A 21,507-nucleotide genomic window follows, 5' to 3' on the forward strand; every position below is an offset into this window, starting at 1 on the left:
AAGTTACGGGATGTAGAAACCCATCCCACATAAGGCGGACATAAGGGTGTGAAGGGGTGGCGATCGAGTGGTGTCCCAGTCGCCATGATCAGGAGCGGAATGAGCGCTTCAGGTGGCCAATGTCCGTTTCGTAACGGTCACTCGACGGTCGGAAATGCCCGCTTTGCCCCTTGATTCGTGAGCAAACTCACACGCTGATCATGCGACCTTCACGTCTTCACCGGGAATCGCGTGTTTAGCCTGACGCTTTACAGGGATGGCACATCCGACAAACCGCGTCCGTGCGGAGGCCCTTGAGGGCTTCCCGGACGCCCGGACACGACAGGGTCACGTACAACAGTGAAGACGACGACGATGTTCCACAAGATCGCCAACCCCCGGCGTACGACCCTGGCGCACCTCACGGACGCCGACGACCTCCAGCTCCCGGAGCAGCAGGAGCACTCCGTCGAACTTCCCGCCCAGACTGCGAACCCCAAGCGCACCATCCTCATGGAGGTGCCGGTGGCAGCCTCCGTCGCGGAGTAGATCTTCACGCGGAGATACGGGCACGGGCCGCCGAATGCTCAAGGCGGCCACCCACGGATGTCAAGGGCGTCCCCGGCCGGGGACGCCCTTCCGCGTTAGCCTGGGGCGTCACACTCCAGCCAGCTCAGTCAAGGGGCCAACCAACCCGTGCGCATCGCCAGGTTCTCCATCGACGGGAACGTCGCCTTCGGCGCGGTCGAGGGCGACAAGCCGGACGAGCTCGTCCTCGACATCATCAAGGGCATCCCGTTCACGGACTTCGAGCTCTCCGGCACCAAGGTGCCGCTGAGCAAGGTCCGGCTGCTCCCGCCCGTCCTGCCCAACAAGGTCGTGGCCTTCGGCCGCAACTACGCCGAGCACGCGCGCGAGCTGGGCAACGAGGTGCCGGACGCCCCGTTCGCCTTCTTCAAGCCGTCCACCTCGGTGATCGGCCCCGGCGACGCCATCCAGTACCCGGCCTTCTCCGAAGAGGTCCATCACGAGGCCGAGCTCGCCGTGGTCATCGGCCGGCTCTGCCGCGAGGTCCCCCGGGAGCGCGTCAAGGACGTGATCTTCGGCTACACCTGCGCGAACGACGTCACCGCCCGCGACGTCCAGAAGCGCGAGAAGCAGTGGGCCCGGGCCAAGGGCTTCGACACCTCGTGCCCGCTGGGCCCCTGGGTGGAGACCGGCCTGGACCTCGAGACCGCGGGCGACCTCACCGTCCAGCTGACGGTCAACGGGCAGCAGCGGCAGCTCGGCCGCACCAGCGAGATGATCCACTCGATCGAGGATCTGATCGTCAACATCACCGAGGCCATGACGCTGCTCCCCGGCGACGTGATCCTCACGGGCACCCCGGCAGGGGTAGGCCCCCTGGTCGTCGGCGACGAGGTCGCCGTCACCATCGAAGGCATCGGCACTCTCACCAACAAGGTTGTCAAGCGTGGCTAGCGCACCCGGCTCCCCCGTACGCGTCCGTTTCTGTCCCTCGCCCACCGGTAACCCCCACGTGGGCCTGGTCCGCACCGCCCTGTTCAACTGGGCGTTCGCCAAGCACCACCAGGGCACGCTGGTCTTCCGCATTGAGGACACCGACGCGGCCCGTGACTCCGAGGAGTCCTACAACCAGCTCCTGGACTCGCTGCGCTGGCTGGGCTTCGACTGGGACGAGGGCCCCGAGGTCGGCGGCCCGCACGCGCCGTACCGCCAGTCGCAGCGGATGGACCTCTACGCCGACGTCGCCCGCAAGCTCCTCGACGCCGGCCACGCCTACCACTGCTACTGCTCCCAGGAGGAGCTGGACACCCGCCGCGACGCCGCCCGCGCGGCCGGCAGGCCCTCCGGCTACGACGGCCACTGCCGCGACCTCACCGACGCGCAGGTGGCGGAGTACCAGGCCCAGGGCCGCACGCCGATCGTCCGCTTCCGCATGCCCGACGAGACGATCACCTTCACTGACCTGGTCCGCGGCGAGCTGACGTTCACCCCGGAGAACGTGCCCGACTTCGGCATCGTCCGTGCGAACGGCGCCCCGCTGTACACGCTGGTCAACCCGGTGGACGACGCGCTGATGGAGATCACGCACGTCCTGCGGGGCGAGGACCTGCTCTCCTCCACCCCCCGCCAGATCGCCCTCTACAAGGCGCTGACCGAACTGGGCATCGCCCAGGGGACCCCGCACTTCGGTCACCTGCCGTACGTGATGGGCGAGGGCAACAAGAAGCTGTCGAAGCGGGACCCGGAGTCCTCGCTCAACCTCTACCGCGAGCGCGGCTTCCTCCCCGAGGGCCTGCTCAACTACCTCTCGCTGCTCGGCTGGTCGCTCTCGGCCGACCAGGACATCTTCACGATGGACGAGATGACCGCGGCCTTCGACATCGCGGACGTCAACCCCAACCCGGCGCGCTTCGACCTGAAGAAGTGCGAGGCGATCAACGCCGACCACATCCGCCTGCTGGACGTGAAGGACTTCACGGAGCGCTGCGCGCCCTGGCTGAAGGCCCCCTACGCCCCCTGGTCCCCGCAGGACTTCGACGAGGCCAGGTGGGAGGCGATCGCCCCGCACGCCCAGACCCGTCTGAAGGTGCTGTCGGAGATCACCGACAACGTCGACTTCCTCTTCCTCCCCGAGCCGGTCTTCGACGAGGCCAGCTGGACGAAGGCGATGAAGGAGGGCAGCGACGCGCTGCTCACGACGGCCCGGGAGAAGCTGGCGGCCGCCGACTGGACCTCGTCCGAGTCCCTGAAGGAGGCCGTCCTGGCCGCCGGCGAGGCGCACGGCCTCAAGCTCGGCAAGGCCCAGGCCCCGGTCCGTGTCGCCGTCACCGGCCGCACGGTCGGCCTGCCGCTCTTCGAGTCCCTGGAGATCCTGGGCAAGGAGAAGACGCTGGCCCGCGTCGACGCGGCCCTGGCGAAGCTCGCCGCATAGCCGCACCCGCGCCCGAGGGGCGGCACCCGGTGACCGGGTGCCGCCCCTTCGGCATCCCCCGGACAGGGCGGCCGCCGCCGCGTTACCGTTGGATCATGAGCATCCTCGCCGTGGTCTGGGACGTGGACGACACCCTCTTCGACTACACGACCGCCGACCGCGAGGGCATGCGGTCCTATCTGACCGCCGAGGGGCTGCTCGACCGGTTCGGTACCGCGGAGGCGGGACTCGCGCGGTGGCGGGAGGTCACCGAAGAGCACTGGGCCCGGTTCTCGGCGGGCGGGATCACCTTCGAGGACCAGCGCCGGGACCGGGTACGGGCGTTCCTGGACCGCGAGATGGCCGACGCGGAGGCCGACGACTGGCTCCTGCGGTACCACGCGCACTACGAGGCGGCCTGGTCGCTCTTCCCGGACGTCCTGCCCGTGCTCGACGACCTCGCCGCCAGCCACCGCCACGCCGTGCTCTCCAACTCCAGCATCCACGTCCAGGACCACAAGCTGCGCACCCTCGGCGTCCACGACCGTTTCGAGGTCATCCTGTGCGCGGCGGAACTCGGCGTCTCCAAGCCTGAGGCCGGCGCCTTCCTCGCGGCCTGCGAGGCCCTGTCGCTGGCCCCGCACCAGGTGGCCTACGTCGGTGACCATCCGGAGATCGACGGCCGGGGCGCCGCCGACGCCGGACTGCTCTCCGTGTGGATCGACCGCCACGGCACGGCCACCGTCGAGCTCCCGTCCGGGCGCCACCGGATCGTCTCGCTCGCCGAACTGCCCGCGATCCTCGGCCCCGATACCCGTTTTGGAGCCCGGTCCACCTTCGGGTAATGTTCTTCCTGCGCCGCCGGGGAGCGGGCCGAAAGGCCGGAACCGGAGGAGCAACGCTAGAACAAGAACCCCTGCGGGGCTTGCGTTCCAGTGGCCTATGGTGTAATTGGCAGCACGACTGATTCTGGTTCAGTTAGTCTTGGTTCGAGTCCAGGTAGGCCAGCTCGCAGAGCTTATCTGCGCCTGTGGAGATCTACTCCACGAAGCCCCCGTTGTGTAGCGGCCTAGCACGCTGCCCTCTCAAGGCAGTAGCGCCGGTTCGAATCCGGTCGGGGGTACAGATCCTTCCCGCGAGGAGAGCTCGGGTAGCTCCCTCTCACCTCGATGCAGGATCGCTAGGGCCCCCGTTGTGTAGCGGCCTAGCACGCCGCCCTCTCAAGGCGGTAGCGCCGGTTCGAATCCGGTCGGGGGTACGCTTTTCATTGAATCACCTTGGTCTATGGTGTAATTGGCAACACTACGGTTTCTGGTACCGTCATTCTAGGTTCGAGTCCTGGTAGACCAGCTCTGATCTGCGGAAACGCATGATCTAGGCCCCCGTTGTGTAGCGGCCTAGCACGCCGCCCTCTCAAGGCGGTAGCGCCGGTTCGAATCCGGTCGGGGGTACGCAATCGGAAAGCCCCTCGCTTCGGCGGGGGGCTTTCCGCGTATCCGGACTCTTTCCGTGTGTACGGCCTCATTCGAAGCCGTACCGCCGCGCCGACTCCTCCTCCTGCGCCAGCCGGTGCAGCGCCTGCATCATCGGCTCGACGAGGATCGCGCCCAGCACCGCCGCCTCGATCCGCTCCGGCTCCGACTCCCGGGTCTCCACGAAGTCCAGGTCCAGCACGGCCGCCCGGTGCATCAACCGGGCGTAGGACACGAGAAGTTCGGCGTTCCAGTCGTAGCCGAGCCGGCGCAGCGCGGCCACCGCCACCACCAGTGAGCGGTAGGCGGGAGAGATGGTCGTCAACTGCCGGGCGTTCGACCAGCCCAGGGTGCCCAGCAGTTCGTCCGCCTCCAGGTGGGCGGCGCGCACGTACTCGTCCTCCGCGTCCGGCACTGGGACCTGCGGCAGCGCCCACAGGGCCGCGCCGAGCCGGATCGTGCGGCCCAGGGACTCGTCGTCGACATGGCCGAGCACGTCACGGACCGTGGCCACCGGCAGCCCGCCCACCTGGATCATCGCCCGCACCAGTCGCAGCCGGCGCAGATGCTCGTCGTCGTACTCGGCGGTCGTGGCGTTCACCTGGCGGCCGGGCGGCACGAGCCCCTCGCGCAGGTAGTACTTGATCGTCGCGGTGGACACACCGCTGCGTTCGCTCAGTTCGGCCAGCCGCATGCCTTGTGCCCTTCGTTGGTTAGCGGCACTATCCAAGCATGTCCTTCACAGCCAGCCGTACCACCGCGGACGCCCGGGGAGACGTGGTCGTCCTGCTGATCGGAATGCGCGTCAACCACTTCTGGGCCGTGCACCAGTGGGTGCCGGTCATGCTGGCGATGTTCCGCATGCTGGCGGAGCTGAAGAAGGATCCGGGCCGCGGTCTGCTCTCCCGGGTGCTCCTGACGGCCTCGCCGCGGACGTACTACGTCGTCCAGTACTGGGAGTCGAAGGAGAAGCTCTACGCCTACGCGACCGCGCCCGACGCGTTCCACCACGAGGCCTGGGCGAAGATCAACCGCATGGAACGGGGCGGGAAGGTGCGCGGGCACGTGGGGATCTGGCACGAGACGTACGTCGTGCCGGAGGGGTCGTACGAGGCGATCTACGGGGACATGCCGGCGTTCGGCCTCGCGGCGGCGCATGGGCAGGTTCCGCTGGAGGGGCGGGGGCGGTACGCGAGGGACCGTTTCGCCCACCGGTCCGCGCCGTAGGGGGCCGCGGCCGGTGTCTCACGGGTGTGGTGCGGGTGCGCTGTGGCTGGTGGCGCGGTTCCCCGTGCCCCGGGTCGGTCGGTGACGCCGTCGGTTCGAGGGCTGCCGCGGCGTTGAGGCGGCCCCTTTCCCGGTCGGCGTCAGCCCGTCCTGCGCAGGGCCTCCGACAGGCGGGCGGCCGCGTCGATGACCGCCTGGGCGTGCATACGGCCGGGGTGGCGGGTCAGGCGCTCGATGGGGCCCGAGACGGAGACGGCGGCCACCACGCGGTTGGAGGGGCCGCGGACGGGAGCCGACACGGACGCGACGCCCGGCTCGCGCTCACCGATGGACTGGGCCCAGCCGCGGCGCCGTACGCCCGACAGGGCCGTCGCCGTGAAGCGGGCGCCCTGGAGGCCGCGGTGCAGACGCTCGGGTTCCTCCCAGGCCATCAGGATCTGGGCCGAGGAACCGGCCTTCATCGTCAGCGTGGAACCGACCGGGACCGTGTCCCGAAGGCCGGACAGGCGCTCCGCCGCGGCCACGCAGATGCGCATGTCGCCCTGGCGGCGGTAGAGCTGTGCGCTCTCGCCCGTGATGTCACGCAGATGCGTCAGCACCGGGCCGGCGGTGGCCAGGAGGCGGTCCTCGCCGGCGGCCGCGGCCAGCTCGGCCAGGCGGGGGCCGAGGATGAAACGGCCCTGCATGTCGCGCGCCACCATACGGTGGTGTTCCAAAGCCACGGCCAGCCGGTGAGCCGTGGGTCGTGCGAGTCCGGTGGCAGCGACCAAGCCTGCGAGGGTGGCCGGACCGGACTCCAGGGCGCTCAGGACAAGGGCTGCCTTGTCCAGAACGCCGACGCCGCTACTGTTGTCCATGCAACGATACTCCCGTCTCACTCTGTGAAACGCAAGTTCATTTTTCCGTGAGACGCGCAACCCTTGGACGCATGGTGGCCCGCGGACCAACGGGCCTGGCGGCGGGTGCCCGGGAACAGGGGCAACGGGCGTCGCCTCCACAAGATCTCTAGTTGGGCCGGTGCGTCATTGCCGGCCGGAGGGAAAGCGATGGGTAGGACACTCGCGGAGAAGGTCTGGGACGACCACGTCGTCCGGCGCGCCGAGGGCGAGCCCGACCTCCTCTTCATCGATCTGCACCTTCTGCACGAGGTGACCAGCCCGCAGGCCTTCGACGGGCTGCGGCAGAACGGCCGCCCGGTGCGCCGTCTCGACCTCACCATCGCGACCGAGGACCACAACACCCCGACCCTCGACATCGACAAGCCGATCGCCGACCCGGTCTCGCGCGCCCAGCTGGAGACGCTGCGCAAGAACTGCGCCGACTTCGGTGTGCGGCTGCATCCGCTCGGTGACGTCGAGCAGGGCGTCGTGCACGTCGTCGGCCCGCAGCTGGGTCTGACCCAGCCCGGCACCACCGTCGTCTGCGGCGACTCCCACACCTCCACGCACGGCGCGTTCGGCGCGCTGGCGTTCGGCATCGGCACCTCGCAGGTCGAGCACGTGCTGGCCACCCAGACGCTGCCGCTGGCCCGCCCCAAGACCATGGCGATCACGATCGAGGGCGAGCTGGCCGACGGCGTGACCGCCAAGGACCTGATCCTGGCGATCATCGCCAAGATCGGTACCGGCGGCGGCCAGGGCTACATCCTGGAGTACCGGGGTTCCGCCATCGAGAAGCTTTCGATGGAGGCCCGGATGACCATCTGCAACATGTCGATCGAGGCCGGCGCCCGCGCGGGCATGATCGCCCCCGACGAGACCACCTTCGCGTACATCCAGGGCCGCGACCACGCTCCCGAGGGCGCGGACTGGGACGCTGCGGTCGAGTACTGGAAGACGCTGAAGACGGACGCGGACGCGGAGTTCGACGCCGAGGTCGTCATCGACGGCGCCGCGCTGTCGCCGTTCGTCACCTGGGGCACCAACCCCGGTCAGGGCGCGCCGCTTTCGGCGTCCGTCCCCGACCCGGCTTCGTACGAAGACGCTTCGGAGCGCCTCGCCGCCGAAAAGGCCCTGGAATACATGGGGTTGGAGGCCGGGCAGCCGCTGCGCTCCATCAACGTGGACACCGTCTTCGTAGGCTCGTGCACCAACGGTCGGATCGAGGACCTGCGGGCCGCCGCCGCCATCGTCGAGGGCCGCAAAGTCGCCGACGGCGTACGGATGCTGGTCGTCCCCGGTTCGGTGCGGGTCGGTCTCCAGGCCGTTTCCGAGGGTCTGGACGTCGTCTTCAAGGACGCCGGCGCCGAATGGCGGCACGCGGGCTGCTCGATGTGCCTCGGCATGAACCCCGACCAGCTGGCCCCGGGTGAGCGCTCGGCGTCCACCTCCAACCGCAACTTCGAGGGCCGGCAGGGCAAGGGCGGTCGTACGCACCTGGTGTCGCCGCAGGTCGCGGCCGCCACGGCCGTCCTGGGCCACCTGGCCTCCCCGGCCGACCTGTCCGACGCCGAGACCCGTACGCCCGCTGGAGTCTGATCAGTCATGGAAGCATTCATCTCGCACACCGGCCGGGCCGTCCCGCTGCGTCGCTCCAACGTCGACACCGACCAGATCATCCCTGCTCACTGGCTCAAGAAGGTCACGCGGGACGGGTTCGAGGACGGGCTGTTCGAGGCCTGGCGCAAGGACGAGACCTTCATCCTCAACCGCCCCGAGCGGCAGGGCGCGAGCGTTCTGGTCGCCGGCCCCGACTTCGGCACCGGTTCCTCCCGTGAGCATGCCGTCTGGGCACTCCAGAACTACGGCTTCAAGACCGTGATCTCGTCCCGCTTCGCCGACATCTTCCGGGGCAACTCGCTGAAGAACGGCCTGCTCACGGTGGTGATCGAGCAGAAGATCGTGGACGCGCTGTGGGAGCTCACCGAGCAGGACCCGCAGGCCGAGATCACGGTGGACCTCGAGGCGCGTGAGGTGCGGGCCGAGGGCATCACCGCCTCCTTCGAGCTGGACGAGAACTCCCGCTGGCGGCTGCTGAACGGGCTGGACGACATCTCCATCACCCTCCAGAACGAGGGCGACATCGCCGCCTACGAGGCCAAGCGCCCGACGCACAAGCCGAGGACGCTCCAGCTCTGACCCCGGGGCCCGAGCAGGCCCTGAGCAGGTCGAGTTTCGGCCACCGCGACACCCCCGCCGTACCCCCGATCGGTCCGATCGGGGGTACGGCTGTGTCTGCACCCGTTCGGCCCCGTGAATCTTCGCCCTGCCTCCCAACGTCCCACGTTAGAGGGGTTGTTGCCGGGGTACGCGCCTGGTGTGGAAGCGACCGCCGGAAGTGCCGGAGCGGCCGTTCGAGGCGGCAGTTGCCCCCTGGGCGGGCGACAACTCGCCCCAGATGGCACAATCTGTGCATGGAACACGACGGCCAACTCGAGCTCTATACGGCGGTCGCGAACCAGCTCAAGGAAGCGCACACAAGAGTGCGTGCACTGCAAGTCCCGGAGGGCGTACGGATGGCGCTGACCCGGAAGCTGCTGGTCATTACGGCCGCGGCCAAGCACGATCTCGCCGATGCGACAAGGCGTCTGGAGCGGTTCATGGCGGACCTCGACGAGGGGCGAATGCCCGAAGGGGAGCGTTGATCGTCTCCGGAGCAGCCGATTTCGTTGCGGCACAAGGGTGATTAGCCCGTTTCGTGTTTGATTTGCGGTATATATCTGCCTAACGTGCGAAAAAGCTTGAACAGTTTCGTTCCGGCTAATGTCTCCGAAGGGGAAGACGTGAACAAGGCGCAGCTCGTAGAAGCGATTGCCGACAAGGTGGGCGGCCGCCAGCAGGCCGCCGAGGCGGTCGACGCGGTCCTGGACGCCATCGTCCGCGCGACGGTCGCGGGAGACCGGGTCTCGGTCACCGGCTTCGGTTCGTTCGAGAAGGTCGACCGGCCGGCCCGCTACGCTCGCAACCCCCAGACGGGCGAGCGGGTTCGGGTCAAGAAGACGTCCGTGCCGCGCTTCCGCGCAGGACAGGGCTTCAAGGACCTGGTGAGCGGCTCGAAGAAGCTCCCGCGCGGTGGCGAGGTCGCCGTCAAGAAGGCCCCCAAGGGCAGCCTGACCGGCGGCGCTTCCGCCACGGTCAAGAAGGCCGCCGCGAAGAAGGCCGCCCCGGCGAAGAGGGCGTCGGCCGCCGCGAAGAAGACCACGGCCGCCGCCAAGAAGACGACGGCCGCCGCGAAGAAGACCACGGCCACCGCCAAGAAGACCACCGCGAAGAAGGCCACGACCAAGAAGACGACCGCGGCCGCGAAGAAGACCACCACCGCGAAGTCCGCCACCGCCAAGAAGACGACGGCCAAGAAGGCTCCGGCCGCGAAGAAGGCGACGGCGACCAAGGCCCCCGCCAAGAAGTCGACCGCGCGCAAGACCACCGCCAAGAAGACCACCGCCCGCAAGGCGTAGGACAGCAGGGGCACTCACGCGCCGGGCCGGACTCCCTCTCGGAAGTCCGGCCCGCGGCGTGTCGGGCGGGCGCCGGGGCCCTCGGCGAGGAGCCCGAGCCCGTCAGAACGTCTGGAGCGTCACCAGGGTGATCCGGGGGCTGTCCTTCGGCCCCTCCACCTCGATCCGCACCCGCTGCCCGGGCCGCAGCAGCCGCAGCCCGCCCGCGTCGAACGCCGGGGCGTCGAAGGGCACCGGTGTGCCGTCGTCCAGCAGCACCTGTCCGCTGCGGGTGTCGGGGTCGTACGTGTATGCGGTCGCCTGCATGGCGGCAGCCTACTGCCCGGGAATCAGCAGATGCGCCGCCGCCGCGGCCGTCCGGGAACCCACACCCAGGGACAGCGCCGCGCGCAGATCCTCGCCGGTGTCCACGTCCTGGCGAACGGAATCCACCCCCTCCGTGCGGAGTTCCACGGCCCCGGAGGAGCGGTGCCGGGCACGGGAATCCGTGCCGAATGCGGGAAGCAATTCACGGCCGGCTGCGACGGCGAGAAGCGTGGTGCCGATCCCGGCGGCGTCCGGGAGAAAAGAGCGGGGGAATTCCCCGGCAGCGTCCAGGACCCGGGCCAATTCCGACGGGCGCAGGGCCGGCAGATCGGCGTTCAGGGCCGCCAGCGGGGAATCGGGGCGGAAGGCGCGTACGGCGGCGGCCCCGTGGGCCAGGGCGGCGTTGAGGCCCCCGCGCGGCTCGTCGGCGACGATCCGGGCTCCCAGGGCTGCCAGCACCCGCCCGGCCAGGGCGTCGTCCGTGACTACGGCCACATCCCGCACCGCAGGTGAGGCCAGCGCGGCCGCCACGGTGTCCTCGGCGAAGGCGAGGGCGAGGCCCGGGCGCAGCCCGTCGGTGGCGGTGTCCGCGAGCCTGCTCTTGGCCAGCGCCAAGGGCTTCAGGGGTATGACCAAGGTCCACTGCACCGGCGTACCGTCCCTCTCTTGTCGCGGCCATTGTCACCCGGCCCATCCGTCGGCCGGACGCGCGGGCGTACCGTGTTCTCGACAGACCGGCGGCCCGGGGCGACACTTGTGCGGCCCCCAGGCCCCGGAGCAGGCCATGGGAAGTCCTAGAGGAAGGTGTCCGCGTGCCCCGCCGCAGAATCGGCTTCTGGTACCGCTTCGCTGCGGTCCTCTGCAAACCCTGGCTGGTGGTTCTGATCAAGCGGGACTGGCACGGAATGGAGCATATTCCGGCCGACGGCGGCTTTATCACCGCGGTGAACCACAATTCGCATGTCGATCCCTTCGCCTACGCGCACTTCCAGTACAACAGCGGACGCGTGCCGCGATTCCTGGCGAAGAGCGGTCTTTTCAAGGAGGGATTCGTCGGTGCCGCGATGCGCGGCACCGGGCAGATCCCCGTCTACCGCGAGAGCACGGACGCGCTGAGCGCCTTCCGGGCCGCGATCGACGCCGTGGAGCGCGGCGAGTGCGTCGCGTTCTACCCCGAGGGCACCCTGACCCGCGACCCCGACGGCTGGCCGATGACCGCCAAGACCGGTGCCGCGCGCGTCGCCCTCCAGACCAAGTGCCCGGTGATCCCCGTCGCCCAGTGGGGCGCCAACGAACTGCTGCCGCCGTACGCCCGGAAGCCCAACCTCCTTCCGCGCAAGACCCACCACGTGCTGGCCGGCCCGCCCGTGGACCTCACGCGGTTCTACGGCCAGGAGATGACCCCGGAACTCCTCAAGGAGGCGACGGAGGTCATCATGGCGGCCGTCACCGCCCAGCTGGAGGAGATCCGCGGCGAGAAGGCGCCCGAGACGCCCTACGACCCGCGCCGCGAGCGGATCGAGCAGCGCCGCCGCACCCGGGCGGAGACCGGGGCGGTATTCGGTGCGCAGGCCCGTGCGGAGTCGGGCGCCGAGACCGCCGCGGAGATCGACGTGGAGATCGACGGCGCGGTGTCCGGACACGCGCAGACCAGCCACGCGCAGAGTGGTCACACGAAGACCACGCAGGCGCAGACCAGTCACGAGGGGGAGAACAGCAAGTGAGCAAGTCCGTGAAGGCGGCCGTCTTCGGTACCGGATCATGGGGGACCGCCTTCGGTACGGTCCTCGCCGACGCGGGCTGCGAGGTGACGCTGTGGGCACGCCGCCCCGAGCTCGTCGACGCGGTCAACTCCACGCACACCAACCCCGACTACCTCCCCGGCGTCGAACTCCCGCGCAACCTGCGCGCCACCGCCGACGCGGCCGAGGCCGCCCGGGACGCCGACTTCACCGTCCTCGCGGTCCCCTCGCAGACCCTGCGCGCCAACCTCGCCGACTGGACGCCGCTGCTCGCCCCGAACACCGTCCTGGTGTCGCTGATGAAGGGCGTCGAGCTCGGTACGACCATGCGGATGAGCGAGGTCATCGACGACGTCGCCAAGGTGGGCCCGGGCCGGATCGCCGTCGTCACCGGGCCCAACCTCGCGCGGGAGATCGCCTCCCGGATGCCCGCCGCGGCCGTGGTCGCCTGTACCGACGAGGCCGTCGCCCAGAAGCTCCAGGCCGCCTCCCACACGCCGTACTTCCGCCCCTACACCAACACCGACGTGGTGGGCTGTGAGCTGGGCGGCGCGGTCAAGAACGTGATCGGCCTCGCGGTCGGCATCGCGGACGGCATGGGCCTCGGCGACAACGCCAAGGGCTCGCTGATCACGCGCGGCCTCGCCGAGACCACCCGGCTGGGCCTGGCGATGGGCGCGGACCCGCTGACCTTCGCCGGACTCGCCGGGCTCGGCGACCTGGTGGCGACCTGCTCCTCGCCGCTCTCCCGCAACCACACCTTCGGCACCAACCTCGGCAAGGGCATGACCCTCCAGGAGACCATCGCGGTCACCCGGCAGACCGCCGAGGGCGTCAAGTCCTGTGAGTCGGTGCTGGATCTGGCCCGCCGGCACGGCGTCGACATGCCCATCACCGAGACGGTCGTCGGCATCGTCCACGAGGGCAAGCCTCCGGTGGTCGCCCTCAAGGAGCTGATGTCGCGCAGCGCGAAGCCCGAGCGACGCTGAGCGAACCCGGTGGGCGGACGCTGACTCCCGGCCCTACCACCGGGTACTCTCAAGCCGATATGAGCACCGAGAACCTCCCCCAGAGCCCTCAGCAGCCCGTCCGCAAGCCGCGGGTGGCCGTTGTCTTCGGCGGTCGCAGCTCCGAGCACGGGATCTCCGTGGTCACGGCCGGCGCGGTCCTCAGGGCCATCGACCGGACCAAGTACGAGGTCCTGCCGATCGGCATCACGCGTGAGGGCCGCTGGTACCTCACCGCCGACGCACCCGAGCGGATGGCGATCACCGACCGCCGTACGCCCGACGTGGACGAACTCGCCGAGTCGCGGGACGGGGGCGTGGTGCTCCCCGTCGACCCCGCCAACCGCGAAGTCGTCTACTACGAGCCGGGATCGGTGCCGAAGGCACTCGGCGAGGTCGACGTCGTCTTCCCGGTCCTGCACGGCCCGTACGGCGAGGACGGCACCCTTCAGGGCCTGCTGGAGCTCTCCGGCGTCCCGTACGTGGGCGCGGGTGTGCTCGCCTCGGCCGTCGGCCAGGACAAGGAGTACATGAAGCGGGTGTTCACCTCCTTCGGGCTCAAGGTCGGCCCGTACGTGGTGATCCGGCCGCGAGAGTGGGCCCGGGACGAGTCGGCCGCCCGAAAGAAGATCGTCGACTTCGCCGGCGACCACGGCTGGCCGCTCTTCGTGAAGCCCGCGCGCGCGGGTTCGTCCATCGGCATCACCAAGGTCGACGACCTTTCCGGGCTCGACGAGGCGATCGCCGAGGCCCAGCGCCACGACCCGAAGATCCTGGTCGAGGCGGCGCTGCGGGGCCGCGAGATCGAGTGCGGTGTCCTGGAGTTCGAGGACGGCCCCCGCGCCTCCGTCCCGGCCGAGATCCCGCCGCCGGACGCGCACGCGTACTACGACTTCGACGCCAAGTACATCGACTCGACCCCGGGGATCGTCCCGGCGCCGCTGACGGACGAGGAGACGGCGGAGGTCCGCAGGCTGGCGGTGGAGGCCTTCGAGGCGGCGTCCTGCGAGGGCCTGGTCCGGGCGGACTTCTTCCTCACGGACGAGGGCGAGTTCGTCATCAACGAGATCAACACGATGCCCGGCTTCACCCCGATCTCGATGTACCCGCAGATGTGGCAGGCGACCGGCATCGGTTACCCCGAGCTGGTGGACCGCCTCGTCCAGGCGGCCCTGCGCAGGTCCACCGGACTGCGCTGACCCGGTCTCGAACCAGGACCCGTCCTAGTCGGCGATCCCTTCGGGGATCGCCTTCTTGACGGAGGGCGCCAGGTCGACGAGCGGCGCCATGCCGTCTCCCGCGCGGTCCTTCGGGATCGTCACCTCGACGTACGCCCTGCGCAGGGTGGTGGTGAACCGGAACGCCCCGCCGTCGCGCTCCTCCATCAGCCACCCCACGCCGTCCACCTCGACCCCGTCCGCGTTCTCGTCGCTCATCTTCTCGGGTCGTTCGACACCGCAGCGCAGTATGATCGCCGGGTTCCCCCAGCCCGCGGTCAGCGCGGACGCGGGTGAGGGATCCCCGCGGCCGGACTCGTCCACGGTGGACGGCAGCGCCTCGTCCAGGTTTCGGCACAGCTTCGTGACCGATGCCGAGGGGCTGGGAACCGCCACCGACGTGTCACCGTCTGCTGAGGAGCAGCCCACCGCGAGCAGCAGGAGGGCGAGCGGGGGCAGGCCGATGGGCCGGTGACGGAAAAGGTTCACCGGCCAAGGTTAGACGGGGGCTACAGATGCACGACCGGGCAGGTCAGGGTGCGGGTGATTCCGTCCACCTGTTGGACCTTGGCGACCACCATGCGGCCGAGGTCGTCCACGGTGTCGGCCTGGGCCCGCACGATCACGTCATAAGGTCCCGTCACGTCCTCGGCCTGGACGACGCCAGGGATTTTGCCGATCTCCTCGGCGACGGTCGACGCTTTGCCGACCTCGGTCTGGATCAGGATGTACGCCTGTACCACGGAACCTCCAGGGCGGCCACGAGGATCATGTGGGGAAAAGGAACGCCACGGTATCGCGTCGCCGCTCGCCGCGGGGAGACCTGCGCGAACCACGGCTCGCGCGCCGGGGTGCAGGCACGACAGAAGTTGACGGCTGACTCGACCGTATCGAGGACACTGGTTACGCGCGACCGGGCACGGACAGGTACAGAAGGGGCGAAAGGGCAATGAAGGGCACTGTTGGTGAGCTCGGGGAGTTCGGGCTCATCAGGGAGCTCACCTCCCGTCTCACCACCACCCCCGCGGTACGGGTCGGCCCCGGCGACGACGCCGCGGTGGTCGCCGCGCCCGACCGCCGGGTCGTGGCCAGCACCGACATTCTGCTGGAGGGCCGGCACTTCCGCCGCGACTGGTCCACGGCCTACGACGTGGGCCGTAAGGCCGCCGCGCAGAACCTCGCCGACATCGCCGCCATGGGCGCGGTGCCGACGGCCCTGCTGCTCGGCCTCGTCGTGCCCGCGGAACTGCCGGTCACCTGGCCGTCCGAGATGATGGACGGCCTGCGCGACGAGTGCCAGGTCGCGGGTGCCTCGGTGGTCGGCGGCGACGTCGTACGGGGCGACACGATCATGGTGTCGATCACCGCGCTCGGCGACCTGCGCAACCAGGAGCCGGTCACCCGGGGCGGCGCCCAGCCCGGCGACCTCGTCGCGGTGACCGGCTGGCTCGGCTGGTCCGCCGCCGGGTACGCGGTCCTCTCCCGCGGCTTCCGCTCGCCCCGCGCCTTCGTGGAGGCCCACCGGCGTCCCGAGCCGCCGTACCACGCGGGTCCGGCGGCGGCCTCGCTCGGCGCGACGGCGATGTGCGACGTCAGCGACGGGCTCATCGCCGACCTCGGGCACATCGCCGAGGCCAGCAAGGTCCGGATCGACATCCGCTCCGGCGCCATCGACATCCCCACCCAGATGAACGACATCGGGCAGGCCGTCGGCGTCGACCCGATCCAGTGGGTGCTGACCGGGGGAGAGGACCACGCGATCGTGGCGACCTTCCCGCCGGACGTGAAGCTGCCCGCCCGCTGGAAGGTGATCGGCGAGGTGCTCAACCCGTCCGCCCTGCCCCAGGTGACGGTCGACGGGGCGCCCTGGACCAGCAAGGGCGGCTGGGACCACTTCGGGGACGGGGACATGGAGTCGTGAGCGCGCTCGGGACCCCGCCCCGGGTGCTGACCGTCGCCGGCTCCGACTCCGGCGGCGGGGCCGGGATCCAGGCCGACCTGAAGACGATGCTCGCGCTCGGCGTGCACGGCATGAGCGTGATCACGGCGGTCACCGCGCAGAACTCGCAAGGCGTGCAAGGAGCTTGGGAGCTGCCGGTGGAGGCGGTACGCGCCCAGTACCGCAGCGTCGTCGACGACATCGGCGTCCAGGCGGTGAAGACGGGGATGCTCGCTTCCGCCGAACTCGTCGAGACGGTCGCCGAGTTGCTCGCGGGCACCGGTGCTCCCGTCGTCGTCGACCCGGTCGGGGTCTCCAAGCACGGGGACCCGCTGCTGGCCGCCTCCGCGCTGGACTCCGTACGGACGAAGCTGCTGCCGGTCGCCACCGTCGCCACCCCGAACCTCGACGAGGTGGCCCAACTGACGGGCGTGCGGGTCGAGTCGGAGGATCAGCTGCGGGACGCGGCGGCCGCCGTGCTGGCGTACGGGCCGCGCTGGGCGCTCATCAAGGGCGGCCATCTCCCCGGTGCCGCCGTCGACCTGCTGACGGACGGGGACGAGGAGCACTGGCTGCGGGCGCCGAGGTACGACAACCGGCACACGCACGGCACGGGCTGCACCCTCGCGTCCGCGATCGCGGCACAGCTGGCGCAGGGGAGTTCCGTACCGGAGGCGGTGGCGGCGGCCAAGCGTTACGTCACCGGGGCGATCGCCGCCGGGTTCGCGCTCGGCGCCGGCATCGGTCCCGTGGACCACGGCTGGGATCTCACCCGGGGTACGGCCGGAGCCTGATGTCGGTCGCCGCCTTCTCGGTGAGCCGTTTGAAGACGCCGGCCAGCAGCGGCGAGCCGAGCAGCCGGTACATCCGGTCCCGGTTGCGGATGCGCCGCTCGGTCGGCGGGGCGAAGAAGGGGCCCGCGTTGCCGGAGATCTTCTGGCAGCCCTTGGCGAAGGACCGGATCCTGTTCTCGTACTCGGCGAACGCGGTCCGGTGGTCGCCGCCCGCGAGGGCCAGCTCACCGGCCAGGACGTAGGCGCCGACGACGGCCGCGCCCGTCCCCATGCCGCCCATGGTCGCGCCGTACCCGGCGTCCCCCAGCAGGGCCACCCGGCCCTCGGCGAGGCGGTCGACGTGGATCTGCGCGATCGCGTCGAAGTACAGCCGGTCGGCGTCCGTGAGCGCCTCGAGGACCCTCGGCGCCTCCCAGCCCATTCCCGCGAACCGCTCGGCGAGGATCCGCTTCTGCGCGGCGATGTCCCCCCGGTCGTAGGCGAGTTGTTCCGAACGGAAGACCAGCAGTGCTCCGGCGCGGTCGGGGTCGCCGTCGTAGTTGCCCAGGGCGATCGCACGGCCGGGCTCGCTGTACAGCCGGCCGGTACGGTCCAGGCCCAGGTCGTTGGGGACCTCGAAGGCGGCCACGTAGTGATCGAAGAAGCGCAGCCAGCGGGACTCGTCGCCGAAGACCAGCCGACGCGTGTTCGAGTGCAGGCCGTCGGCGCCGATCACGAGGTCGAAGCGGCGCGGGACGTTCTCCTCGAAGGTCACGTCGACACCCGCGGCGGTGTCCGTGAGGCCGGCGATCGAGTCGCCGAAGACGTACTCGACGTGGTCCCGCGTGCGTTCGTACATGATCTGCGCGAGGTCGCCGCGGAGGATCTCGACATCACCGCTCATCATCTCGGCCGGCAGGTCCACGCGCGGCGAGCCGTCCTCGGCGACGACGATCTGGCGGCCCATGCGGGTCTGACGGGCGTGGATCTCGTCCCAGATGCCCATGGAGGTGAGGATCTCGCGGTGGACGTGCCCCCGGAAGTCGACGGCGAAGCCGCCCGCGCGCAGATCCGGGGACCGCTCGACGACGGTGACGCGGGCGCCGTACCGGACGAGATGCAGCGCGAGCGCCGGACCGGCGACGCTCGCCCCGGAGATCAGGACGGACAGGTGGCTGAGGCTGCTGTGGGTCTTCGTCATGGGCAGGAGCCTCGCGGCGACCGCTGACCGTCCGCTTACCGCCCGCCTACCGCCCTCTTGCCGTCCCTCTGCGGTTCGCCGACCGCCGCCGACCGCCGGCTGCGGCCCCGCGCGAAGGCCGTGTCGTACGCCTGCGGGGACAGCCTTGCGCGGACGTCGTTCACCGTGCGGACGACATCGGGGTCGCCGAGGAGGACCGTGCCCCGCAGGCCCGCGGCGGCGCCCAGGAGCTCGGCCGCGCGTTCGGGTCGCGGGGCGACGGAGGCCAGGGCGTCGGCCAGATCGGCCAGTGCCAGGACGTCGAACGACTCCAGTGCCGGTGCGCGGGCCTGCTCGAACCACTCCCGGGCCGTTTCGTCCTGTCCCTCCGCAGCGGCAGTGCGCCCCAGCCCGACGAGGAGCCGTACCGTCTCGCTCGTGCTGAACCAGGTGGCGGTGCACAGCTCCAGACCGCTCTCGTAGTGCACGCGCGCGTGGGCGGTGTCGCCGGACAGCCGGGCCACGTCACCGAGGCCCCGCCGGGCGCCGGCCACCTTGTCGGGCACACCCGCCGTGCGGGCCAGCGCCGCGGAGCGGGTGAAGTGCGAGGCCGCCTCCTCGGCGTCACCTCGGTGCAGCAGCACGGCCGCGCGGGAGCGCAGCAGGTCCGCGATCTCCTCCGGGGCCTCCAGTTCCCGCACGTACGCCAGCCCCTCGTCGAGCAGCTCCAGTGCGCGCGCGTGGTCGCCGCGGCCGTCGGCGAACAGGGCCAGCGGATCGAGGCAGTTCGCCATGCCCCAGCGGTCGCCGGTGGCCCGGAAGCCCACCAGGGAACGGGCGAAGGAGGCCTCCGCGGCGGTCGCGCGGCCGGCGTAGAGCTCCTGGTAGGCGAGGCCGAGGTCGAGCAGTGCGTGACCCCACGGCTCCTCACCGACCTGGACGCGGACCTGCTCGTCCGCGGCGAGCAGGGGGCCGCCGGTGAGCGACCACACGATCACGGTGAACGGCAGCCGCAGCGGCCGGTCCAGTGACCGCATCACGACCACCGCGCGCGCGACGCGCGCCGCCTCGTCGGGGTCGTCGCCCCGCCCGGCGACGGTGTTCATCAGGCAGAGCGCGTACTCCTCGGTCGGCTCGCCGACCGGCTCGTCCCCCACGGCCGCCAGCAGCGCGCGGGCCTGCGGCAGCTGTTCGCCGTGCAGCCCGCGCAGCCGCCGGAACCAGGTGAGCGTCGCCATGAGCCGCAGGGCGGCGGAGGGATCGGTGGCGGTCAGGAGGCCCATGGCCGCGTCCAGGTTGTCGTGCTCGGCGTCCAGCCGGGCCAGCCAGGGGAGCTGGTCCCGGCCGCGCAGACACGGTTCCGCCCGCTCGGCCAGCCGCAGGAAGTACCGGGCGTGCGCGTCCCGCAGGGCCGGTTCACCGGCGCATTTCTCCGCGGCGAACACCCGGATCGTCTCCAGCATGCGGTACCGGCCCTCGGCCGCCGCCGGGCTGTCGGTCACCTCCAGGAAGGACTTCTCCACCAGTGAGGCCAGCAGGTCCTCCGGGTACGGCAGCCCGCACACCGTCTCCACCGCGTCCAGCGTGGCACCCCCGGAGAACACCGTGAACCGGCGGGCCAGCTCCCGCTCCTCCTCGTCCAGCAGGTCCCAGCTCCACTCCACGACGGCGCGCAGGGTGCGGTGCCGGGGCGCCTTGGATCGGTCGCCGCGGGACAGCAACCGGAACCGGTCGTCGAGCCGGTCGGCCAGCTCGTCCGGGGTCAGGGTGCGCAGCCGGGCAGCCGCCAGCTCGATCGCCAGCGGCAGCCCGTCGAGGGCCGCGCAGATGCCGGGCACGCGCGCGTGGCCGTCGAAACCGGGCCGCACGGCACGCGCGCGGTCCAGGAACAGCCGCACCGAGGGATCCGGCGGCAGCGGCGGCACCGGGACGAGCACCTCGCCGGTGATCCCGAGCGACTCCCGGCTCGTCGCCAGCACACGCACCCCGGGGCAGGACGCGAGCAGCAGGGCCGTCAGCCGGGCCGCGTCCTCGATCAGGTGCTCGCAGTTGTCGAGCACCAGCAGCAGCTCGCGGTCCTCCAGCACCGCCGACAGCCGGCCCGCGCCGTCCCCGGCGGGCGTACGGAACCCTTCACGCACCCCGAGCGCCGCGAGCACGGCGTACGGGATCCGCGCTCCGTCGGCGAGCGGCGCCAACTCGACGAAACACACGTCCTCACGAGCCGCCGAGGGGGAGGGGAGGAGCGGCGCCTCACCGCGCGCGCGTGCCGCCTCGATGGCCAGCCGCGTCTTTCCGGCGCCGCCCGGCCCGGTGAGGGTGACGAGCCGCGCCTCGGACAGTGCCTCGGCGATCCGGGCCAGTTCGCTCTCGCGGCCGACGAAGCGGGTGAGCTGCACGGGCAGGGAGGACCGACCGGACCCGCCGCCCCGGAGAAGCTCCAGGTGGAGCGCGGCCAGCTCGGGCGACGGGTCGGCGCCCAACTCCTCGACGAGGACCCGCCGGGCCTCCTCGAACACCGCGAGCGCCTCGGCGGGCCGCCCGCCCGCGTGCAGGGCCCTCATCAGCTGTCCGTACAGCCGCTCGCCCAGCGGGTGCGCGGTCAGCAGGCCCCGCAGCTCGGGCACCAGGTCGGACCCGGCGCCGAGCAGGAGATCCGCCTCGACCCGGTCCTGTACGGCGCTCAGCCGCAGTGCGTCGAGCCGGGCCCGCTCGGCGTGCGCGTCGGGGAGGTCGGGCAGGGCGGGGCCGCGCCAGAGGGCGAGGGCCTCGCGCAGCAGGGTGGCCGCCCCGGCGGGGTCCCCGGCGGCGAGAGCGGCCCGCCCCTGGCCGGTCAGCCGCTCGAAGCGGTGGAGGTCGACGGCGTCGGGCGGGACGGCCAGCCGGTAGCCGGCGGGAGTGGCCTCGATCTGCGCGTGCGGGGCCAGGCGGCGGCGCAGCCGGGAGATCTGGGACTGGAGCGCGTTGCCCGCTCCGGAGGGCGGCTCGGCGCCGTACAGACCGTCGGTCAGGCGCTCCACGGAGACGCCACGGCCGGCCTCGAGCAGCAGGAGGCTGAGCAGGGCGCGGGGACGGGGACCGCCGGGGTCGACGGGTGTGTTGTCGCCGGTGCGGAGGTCGAGGGTGCCCAGGATGCCGAAGCGCATTCCCCGGAGTCTGGCAGGCGGCGGGAGCCCGGGCATCGCGATCTGGGGGCACCGGGATCGAGGACCCCGGGATCAGAGGCACCGCGATCTGGGGCACCGGGATCCTGGGCGCAGCAGAAAGCCGGCCCACCTGGGTGGACCGGCTCTATGCAGCGAACCAGCAGTGGCCGCGCGCGTTGGGGGTC

At 70.9% G+C, this 21,507-nt stretch carries 22 protein-coding genes and 5 tRNA genes; 19 read left to right on the top strand and 8 right to left on the bottom strand.

The genetic code is table 11. The annotated features are described in order from the left end of the window. Positions 1–339: 339 nt before the first annotated feature. The 9 genes from OG736_RS30705 (at position 340) to OG736_RS30745 (ending at position 4,368) form a co-directional block, all read left to right on the top strand. Positions 340–528 (top strand): hypothetical protein, encoded by a 189-nt coding sequence (locus OG736_RS30705; RefSeq protein WP_078615648.1) that lies wholly within the window; start codon positions 340–342, stop codon positions 526–528. Between the two features lie 147 nt (positions 529–675). Continuing rightward, positions 676–1,461 (top strand): fumarylacetoacetate hydrolase family protein, encoded by a 786-nt coding sequence (locus OG736_RS30710; protein WP_020128759.1) that lies wholly within the window; start codon positions 676–678, stop codon positions 1,459–1,461. Next, positions 1,454–2,938, top strand: a complete 1,485-nt coding sequence (gene gltX / locus OG736_RS30715) for a glutamate--tRNA ligase (RefSeq protein ID WP_327185251.1) — start codon at positions 1,454–1,456, stop codon at positions 2,936–2,938. Before OG736_RS30710 ends, gltX begins: the two co-directional genes overlap by 8 nt. Before the next feature lie 95 nt (positions 2,939–3,033). Beyond that, on the top strand, positions 3,034–3,762 hold the full coding sequence (locus OG736_RS30720) for an HAD family hydrolase (RefSeq protein ID WP_327185252.1): 729 nt from the start codon (positions 3,034–3,036) through the stop codon (positions 3,760–3,762). Positions 3,763–3,853: 91 nt separating this feature from the next. Further along, a tRNA-Gln gene (locus tag OG736_RS30725) sits at positions 3,854–3,925 on the top strand. A 42-nt stretch (positions 3,926–3,967) separates the two neighbouring features. Further along, positions 3,968–4,040, top strand: a tRNA-Glu gene (locus OG736_RS30730). 62 nt (positions 4,041–4,102) lie between these two features. Next, positions 4,103–4,175 (top strand) — tRNA-Glu (locus OG736_RS30735). Positions 4,176–4,195: 20 nt separating this feature from the next. After that, positions 4,196–4,267, top strand: a tRNA-Gln gene (locus tag OG736_RS30740). 28 nt (positions 4,268–4,295) lie between these two features. Then, positions 4,296–4,368: transfer RNA gene (locus OG736_RS30745), tRNA-Glu, on the top strand. Positions 4,369–4,438: 70 nt separating this feature from the next. On the opposite strand, the gene OG736_RS30750 is transcribed toward OG736_RS30745, so the two are convergent. Next, complete coding sequence (locus OG736_RS30750; protein WP_327185253.1) at positions 4,439–5,083, bottom strand: MerR family transcriptional regulator; 645 nt, start codon at positions 5,081–5,083, stop codon at positions 4,439–4,441. A 38-nt stretch (positions 5,084–5,121) separates the two neighbouring features. Here OG736_RS30750 and OG736_RS30755 point away from each other — a divergent pair, with 38 nt between their 5' ends. Then, the gene (locus OG736_RS30755; protein WP_327185254.1) at positions 5,122–5,616 is read left to right on the top strand and encodes a DUF4188 domain-containing protein; all 495 of its coding nucleotides are present in this window, start codon (positions 5,122–5,124) and stop codon (positions 5,614–5,616) included. 140 nt (positions 5,617–5,756) lie between these two features. On the opposite strand, the gene ndgR is transcribed toward OG736_RS30755, so the two are convergent. After that, positions 5,757–6,473, bottom strand: coding sequence for an IclR family transcriptional regulator NdgR (gene ndgR, locus OG736_RS30760; protein ID WP_007384919.1), 717 nt, complete (start codon positions 6,471–6,473; stop codon positions 5,757–5,759). A gap of 189 nt (positions 6,474–6,662) precedes the next feature. Between ndgR and leuC the strand changes: the two genes are divergently transcribed. The 4 genes from leuC to OG736_RS30780 all read left to right on the top strand — a co-directional run bounded on the left by leuC (position 6,663) and on the right by OG736_RS30780 (position 10,012). Beyond that, positions 6,663–8,093, top strand: a complete 1,431-nt coding sequence (gene leuC, locus OG736_RS30765) for a 3-isopropylmalate dehydratase large subunit (protein WP_327185255.1) — start codon at positions 6,663–6,665, stop codon at positions 8,091–8,093. A gap of 6 nt (positions 8,094–8,099) precedes the next feature. Then, entirely contained in the window at positions 8,100–8,693 is a 594-nt protein-coding gene (leuD, locus tag OG736_RS30770; RefSeq protein ID WP_327185256.1) for a 3-isopropylmalate dehydratase small subunit, read from the top strand. Positions 8,694–8,968: 275 nt separating this feature from the next. Continuing rightward, positions 8,969–9,199 (top strand): SCO5555 family protein, encoded by a 231-nt coding sequence (locus OG736_RS30775; protein WP_028806672.1) that lies wholly within the window; start codon positions 8,969–8,971, stop codon positions 9,197–9,199. A gap of 138 nt (positions 9,200–9,337) precedes the next feature. After that, entirely contained in the window at positions 9,338–10,012 is a 675-nt protein-coding gene (locus tag OG736_RS30780) for an HU family DNA-binding protein (RefSeq protein WP_020128750.1), read from the top strand. 102 nt (positions 10,013–10,114) lie between these two features. Here the strand turns inward: OG736_RS30780 and OG736_RS30785 are convergent, their stop codons facing one another. Both OG736_RS30785 and cofC read right to left on the bottom strand, forming a co-directional pair. Further along, on the bottom strand, positions 10,115–10,318 hold the full coding sequence (locus OG736_RS30785; protein WP_062641780.1) for a hypothetical protein: 204 nt from the start codon (positions 10,316–10,318) through the stop codon (positions 10,115–10,117). A 9-nt stretch (positions 10,319–10,327) separates the two neighbouring features. Beyond that, entirely contained in the window at positions 10,328–10,966 is a 639-nt protein-coding gene (cofC, locus tag OG736_RS30790) for a 2-phospho-L-lactate guanylyltransferase (protein ID WP_327185257.1), read from the bottom strand. A gap of 164 nt (positions 10,967–11,130) precedes the next feature. Here cofC and OG736_RS30795 point away from each other — a divergent pair, with 164 nt between their 5' ends. Genes OG736_RS30795 through OG736_RS30805 form a run of 3 tightly spaced genes read left to right on the top strand, consistent with a single transcriptional unit; the run spans position 11,131 to position 14,266 of the window. Next, positions 11,131–12,042 carry a lysophospholipid acyltransferase family protein gene (locus OG736_RS30795; protein ID WP_327185258.1) on the top strand — a complete coding sequence of 304 codons (912 nt, stop codon included), beginning with the start codon at positions 11,131–11,133 and terminating at the stop codon, positions 12,040–12,042. Next, complete coding sequence (locus tag OG736_RS30800; RefSeq protein ID WP_314219028.1) at positions 12,039–13,049, top strand: NAD(P)H-dependent glycerol-3-phosphate dehydrogenase; 1,011 nt, start codon at positions 12,039–12,041, stop codon at positions 13,047–13,049. The genes OG736_RS30795 and OG736_RS30800 overlap by 4 nt, the downstream gene beginning before the upstream one ends. Before the next feature lie 59 nt (positions 13,050–13,108). Beyond that, entirely contained in the window at positions 13,109–14,266 is a 1,158-nt protein-coding gene (locus OG736_RS30805; RefSeq protein ID WP_327185259.1) for a D-alanine--D-alanine ligase family protein, read from the top strand. 24 nt (positions 14,267–14,290) lie between these two features. On the opposite strand, the gene OG736_RS30810 is transcribed toward OG736_RS30805, so the two are convergent. After that, a complete protein-coding gene (locus OG736_RS30810) occupies positions 14,291–14,773 on the bottom strand; it encodes a DUF3515 domain-containing protein (RefSeq protein WP_327185261.1) in 483 nt (160 codons plus the stop codon). Between the two features lie 20 nt (positions 14,774–14,793). After that, positions 14,794–15,027, bottom strand: coding sequence for an Lrp/AsnC family transcriptional regulator (locus OG736_RS30815; RefSeq protein WP_020128743.1), 234 nt, complete (start codon positions 15,025–15,027; stop codon positions 14,794–14,796). Between the two features lie 206 nt (positions 15,028–15,233). On the opposite strand from OG736_RS30815, the gene OG736_RS30820 reads away from it, so the two are divergent. Next, a complete protein-coding gene (locus OG736_RS30820) occupies positions 15,234–16,205 on the top strand; it encodes a thiamine-phosphate kinase (RefSeq protein WP_327185262.1) in 972 nt (323 codons plus the stop codon). Beyond that, on the top strand, positions 16,202–17,017 hold the full coding sequence (thiD, locus tag OG736_RS30825; RefSeq protein WP_327185263.1) for a bifunctional hydroxymethylpyrimidine kinase/phosphomethylpyrimidine kinase: 816 nt from the start codon (positions 16,202–16,204) through the stop codon (positions 17,015–17,017). The genes OG736_RS30820 and thiD overlap by 4 nt, the downstream gene beginning before the upstream one ends. On the opposite strand, the gene OG736_RS30830 is transcribed toward thiD, so the two are convergent. Further along, the gene (locus OG736_RS30830; RefSeq protein ID WP_327185264.1) at positions 16,992–18,197 is read right to left on the bottom strand and encodes an FAD-dependent monooxygenase; all 1,206 of its coding nucleotides are present in this window, start codon (positions 18,195–18,197) and stop codon (positions 16,992–16,994) included. The genes thiD and OG736_RS30830 overlap by 26 nt on opposite strands. Before the next feature lie 35 nt (positions 18,198–18,232). Continuing rightward, positions 18,233–21,322 carry an AfsR/SARP family transcriptional regulator gene (locus OG736_RS30835; protein ID WP_327185265.1) on the bottom strand — a complete coding sequence of 1,030 codons (3,090 nt, stop codon included), beginning with the start codon at positions 21,320–21,322 and terminating at the stop codon, positions 18,233–18,235. Positions 21,323–21,507 lie beyond the last annotated feature (185 nt).

The sequence above is a fragment of the Streptomyces sp. NBC_01334 genome, from assembly GCF_035983595.1.
Classification (GTDB): Bacteria; Actinomycetota; Actinomycetes; order Streptomycetales; family Streptomycetaceae; genus Streptomyces; species Streptomyces coriariae.

Bases quoted from the DNA above. Each gene is read 5' to 3' on its own strand.
- OG736_RS30720 (WP_327185252.1), top strand. From the start codon at position 3,034: ATGAGCATCCTCGCCGTGGTCTGGGACGTGGACGACACCCTCTTCGAC.
- OG736_RS30750 (WP_327185253.1), bottom strand. From the start codon at position 5,083: ATGCGGCTGGCCGAACTGAGCGAACGCAGCGGTGTGTCCACCGCGACG.
- OG736_RS30755 (WP_327185254.1), top strand. From the start codon at position 5,122: ATGTCCTTCACAGCCAGCCGTACCACCGCGGACGCCCGGGGAGACGTG.
- ndgR (WP_007384919.1), bottom strand. From the start codon at position 6,473: ATGGACAACAGTAGCGGCGTCGGCGTTCTGGACAAGGCAGCCCTTGTC.
- leuC (WP_327185255.1), top strand. From the start codon at position 6,663: ATGGGTAGGACACTCGCGGAGAAGGTCTGGGACGACCACGTCGTCCGG.
- leuD (WP_327185256.1), top strand. From the start codon at position 8,100: ATGGAAGCATTCATCTCGCACACCGGCCGGGCCGTCCCGCTGCGTCGC.
- OG736_RS30775 (WP_028806672.1), top strand. From the start codon at position 8,969: ATGGAACACGACGGCCAACTCGAGCTCTATACGGCGGTCGCGAACCAG.
- OG736_RS30785 (WP_062641780.1), bottom strand. From the start codon at position 10,318: ATGCAGGCGACCGCATACACGTACGACCCCGACACCCGCAGCGGACAG.
- OG736_RS30805 (WP_327185259.1), top strand. From the start codon at position 13,109: ATGAGCACCGAGAACCTCCCCCAGAGCCCTCAGCAGCCCGTCCGCAAG.
- OG736_RS30820 (WP_327185262.1), top strand. From the start codon at position 15,234: ATGAAGGGCACTGTTGGTGAGCTCGGGGAGTTCGGGCTCATCAGGGAG.
- OG736_RS30830 (WP_327185264.1), bottom strand. From the start codon at position 18,197: ATGACGAAGACCCACAGCAGCCTCAGCCACCTGTCCGTCCTGATCTCC.
- OG736_RS30835 (WP_327185265.1), bottom strand. From the start codon at position 21,322: ATGCGCTTCGGCATCCTGGGCACCCTCGACCTCCGCACCGGCGACAAC.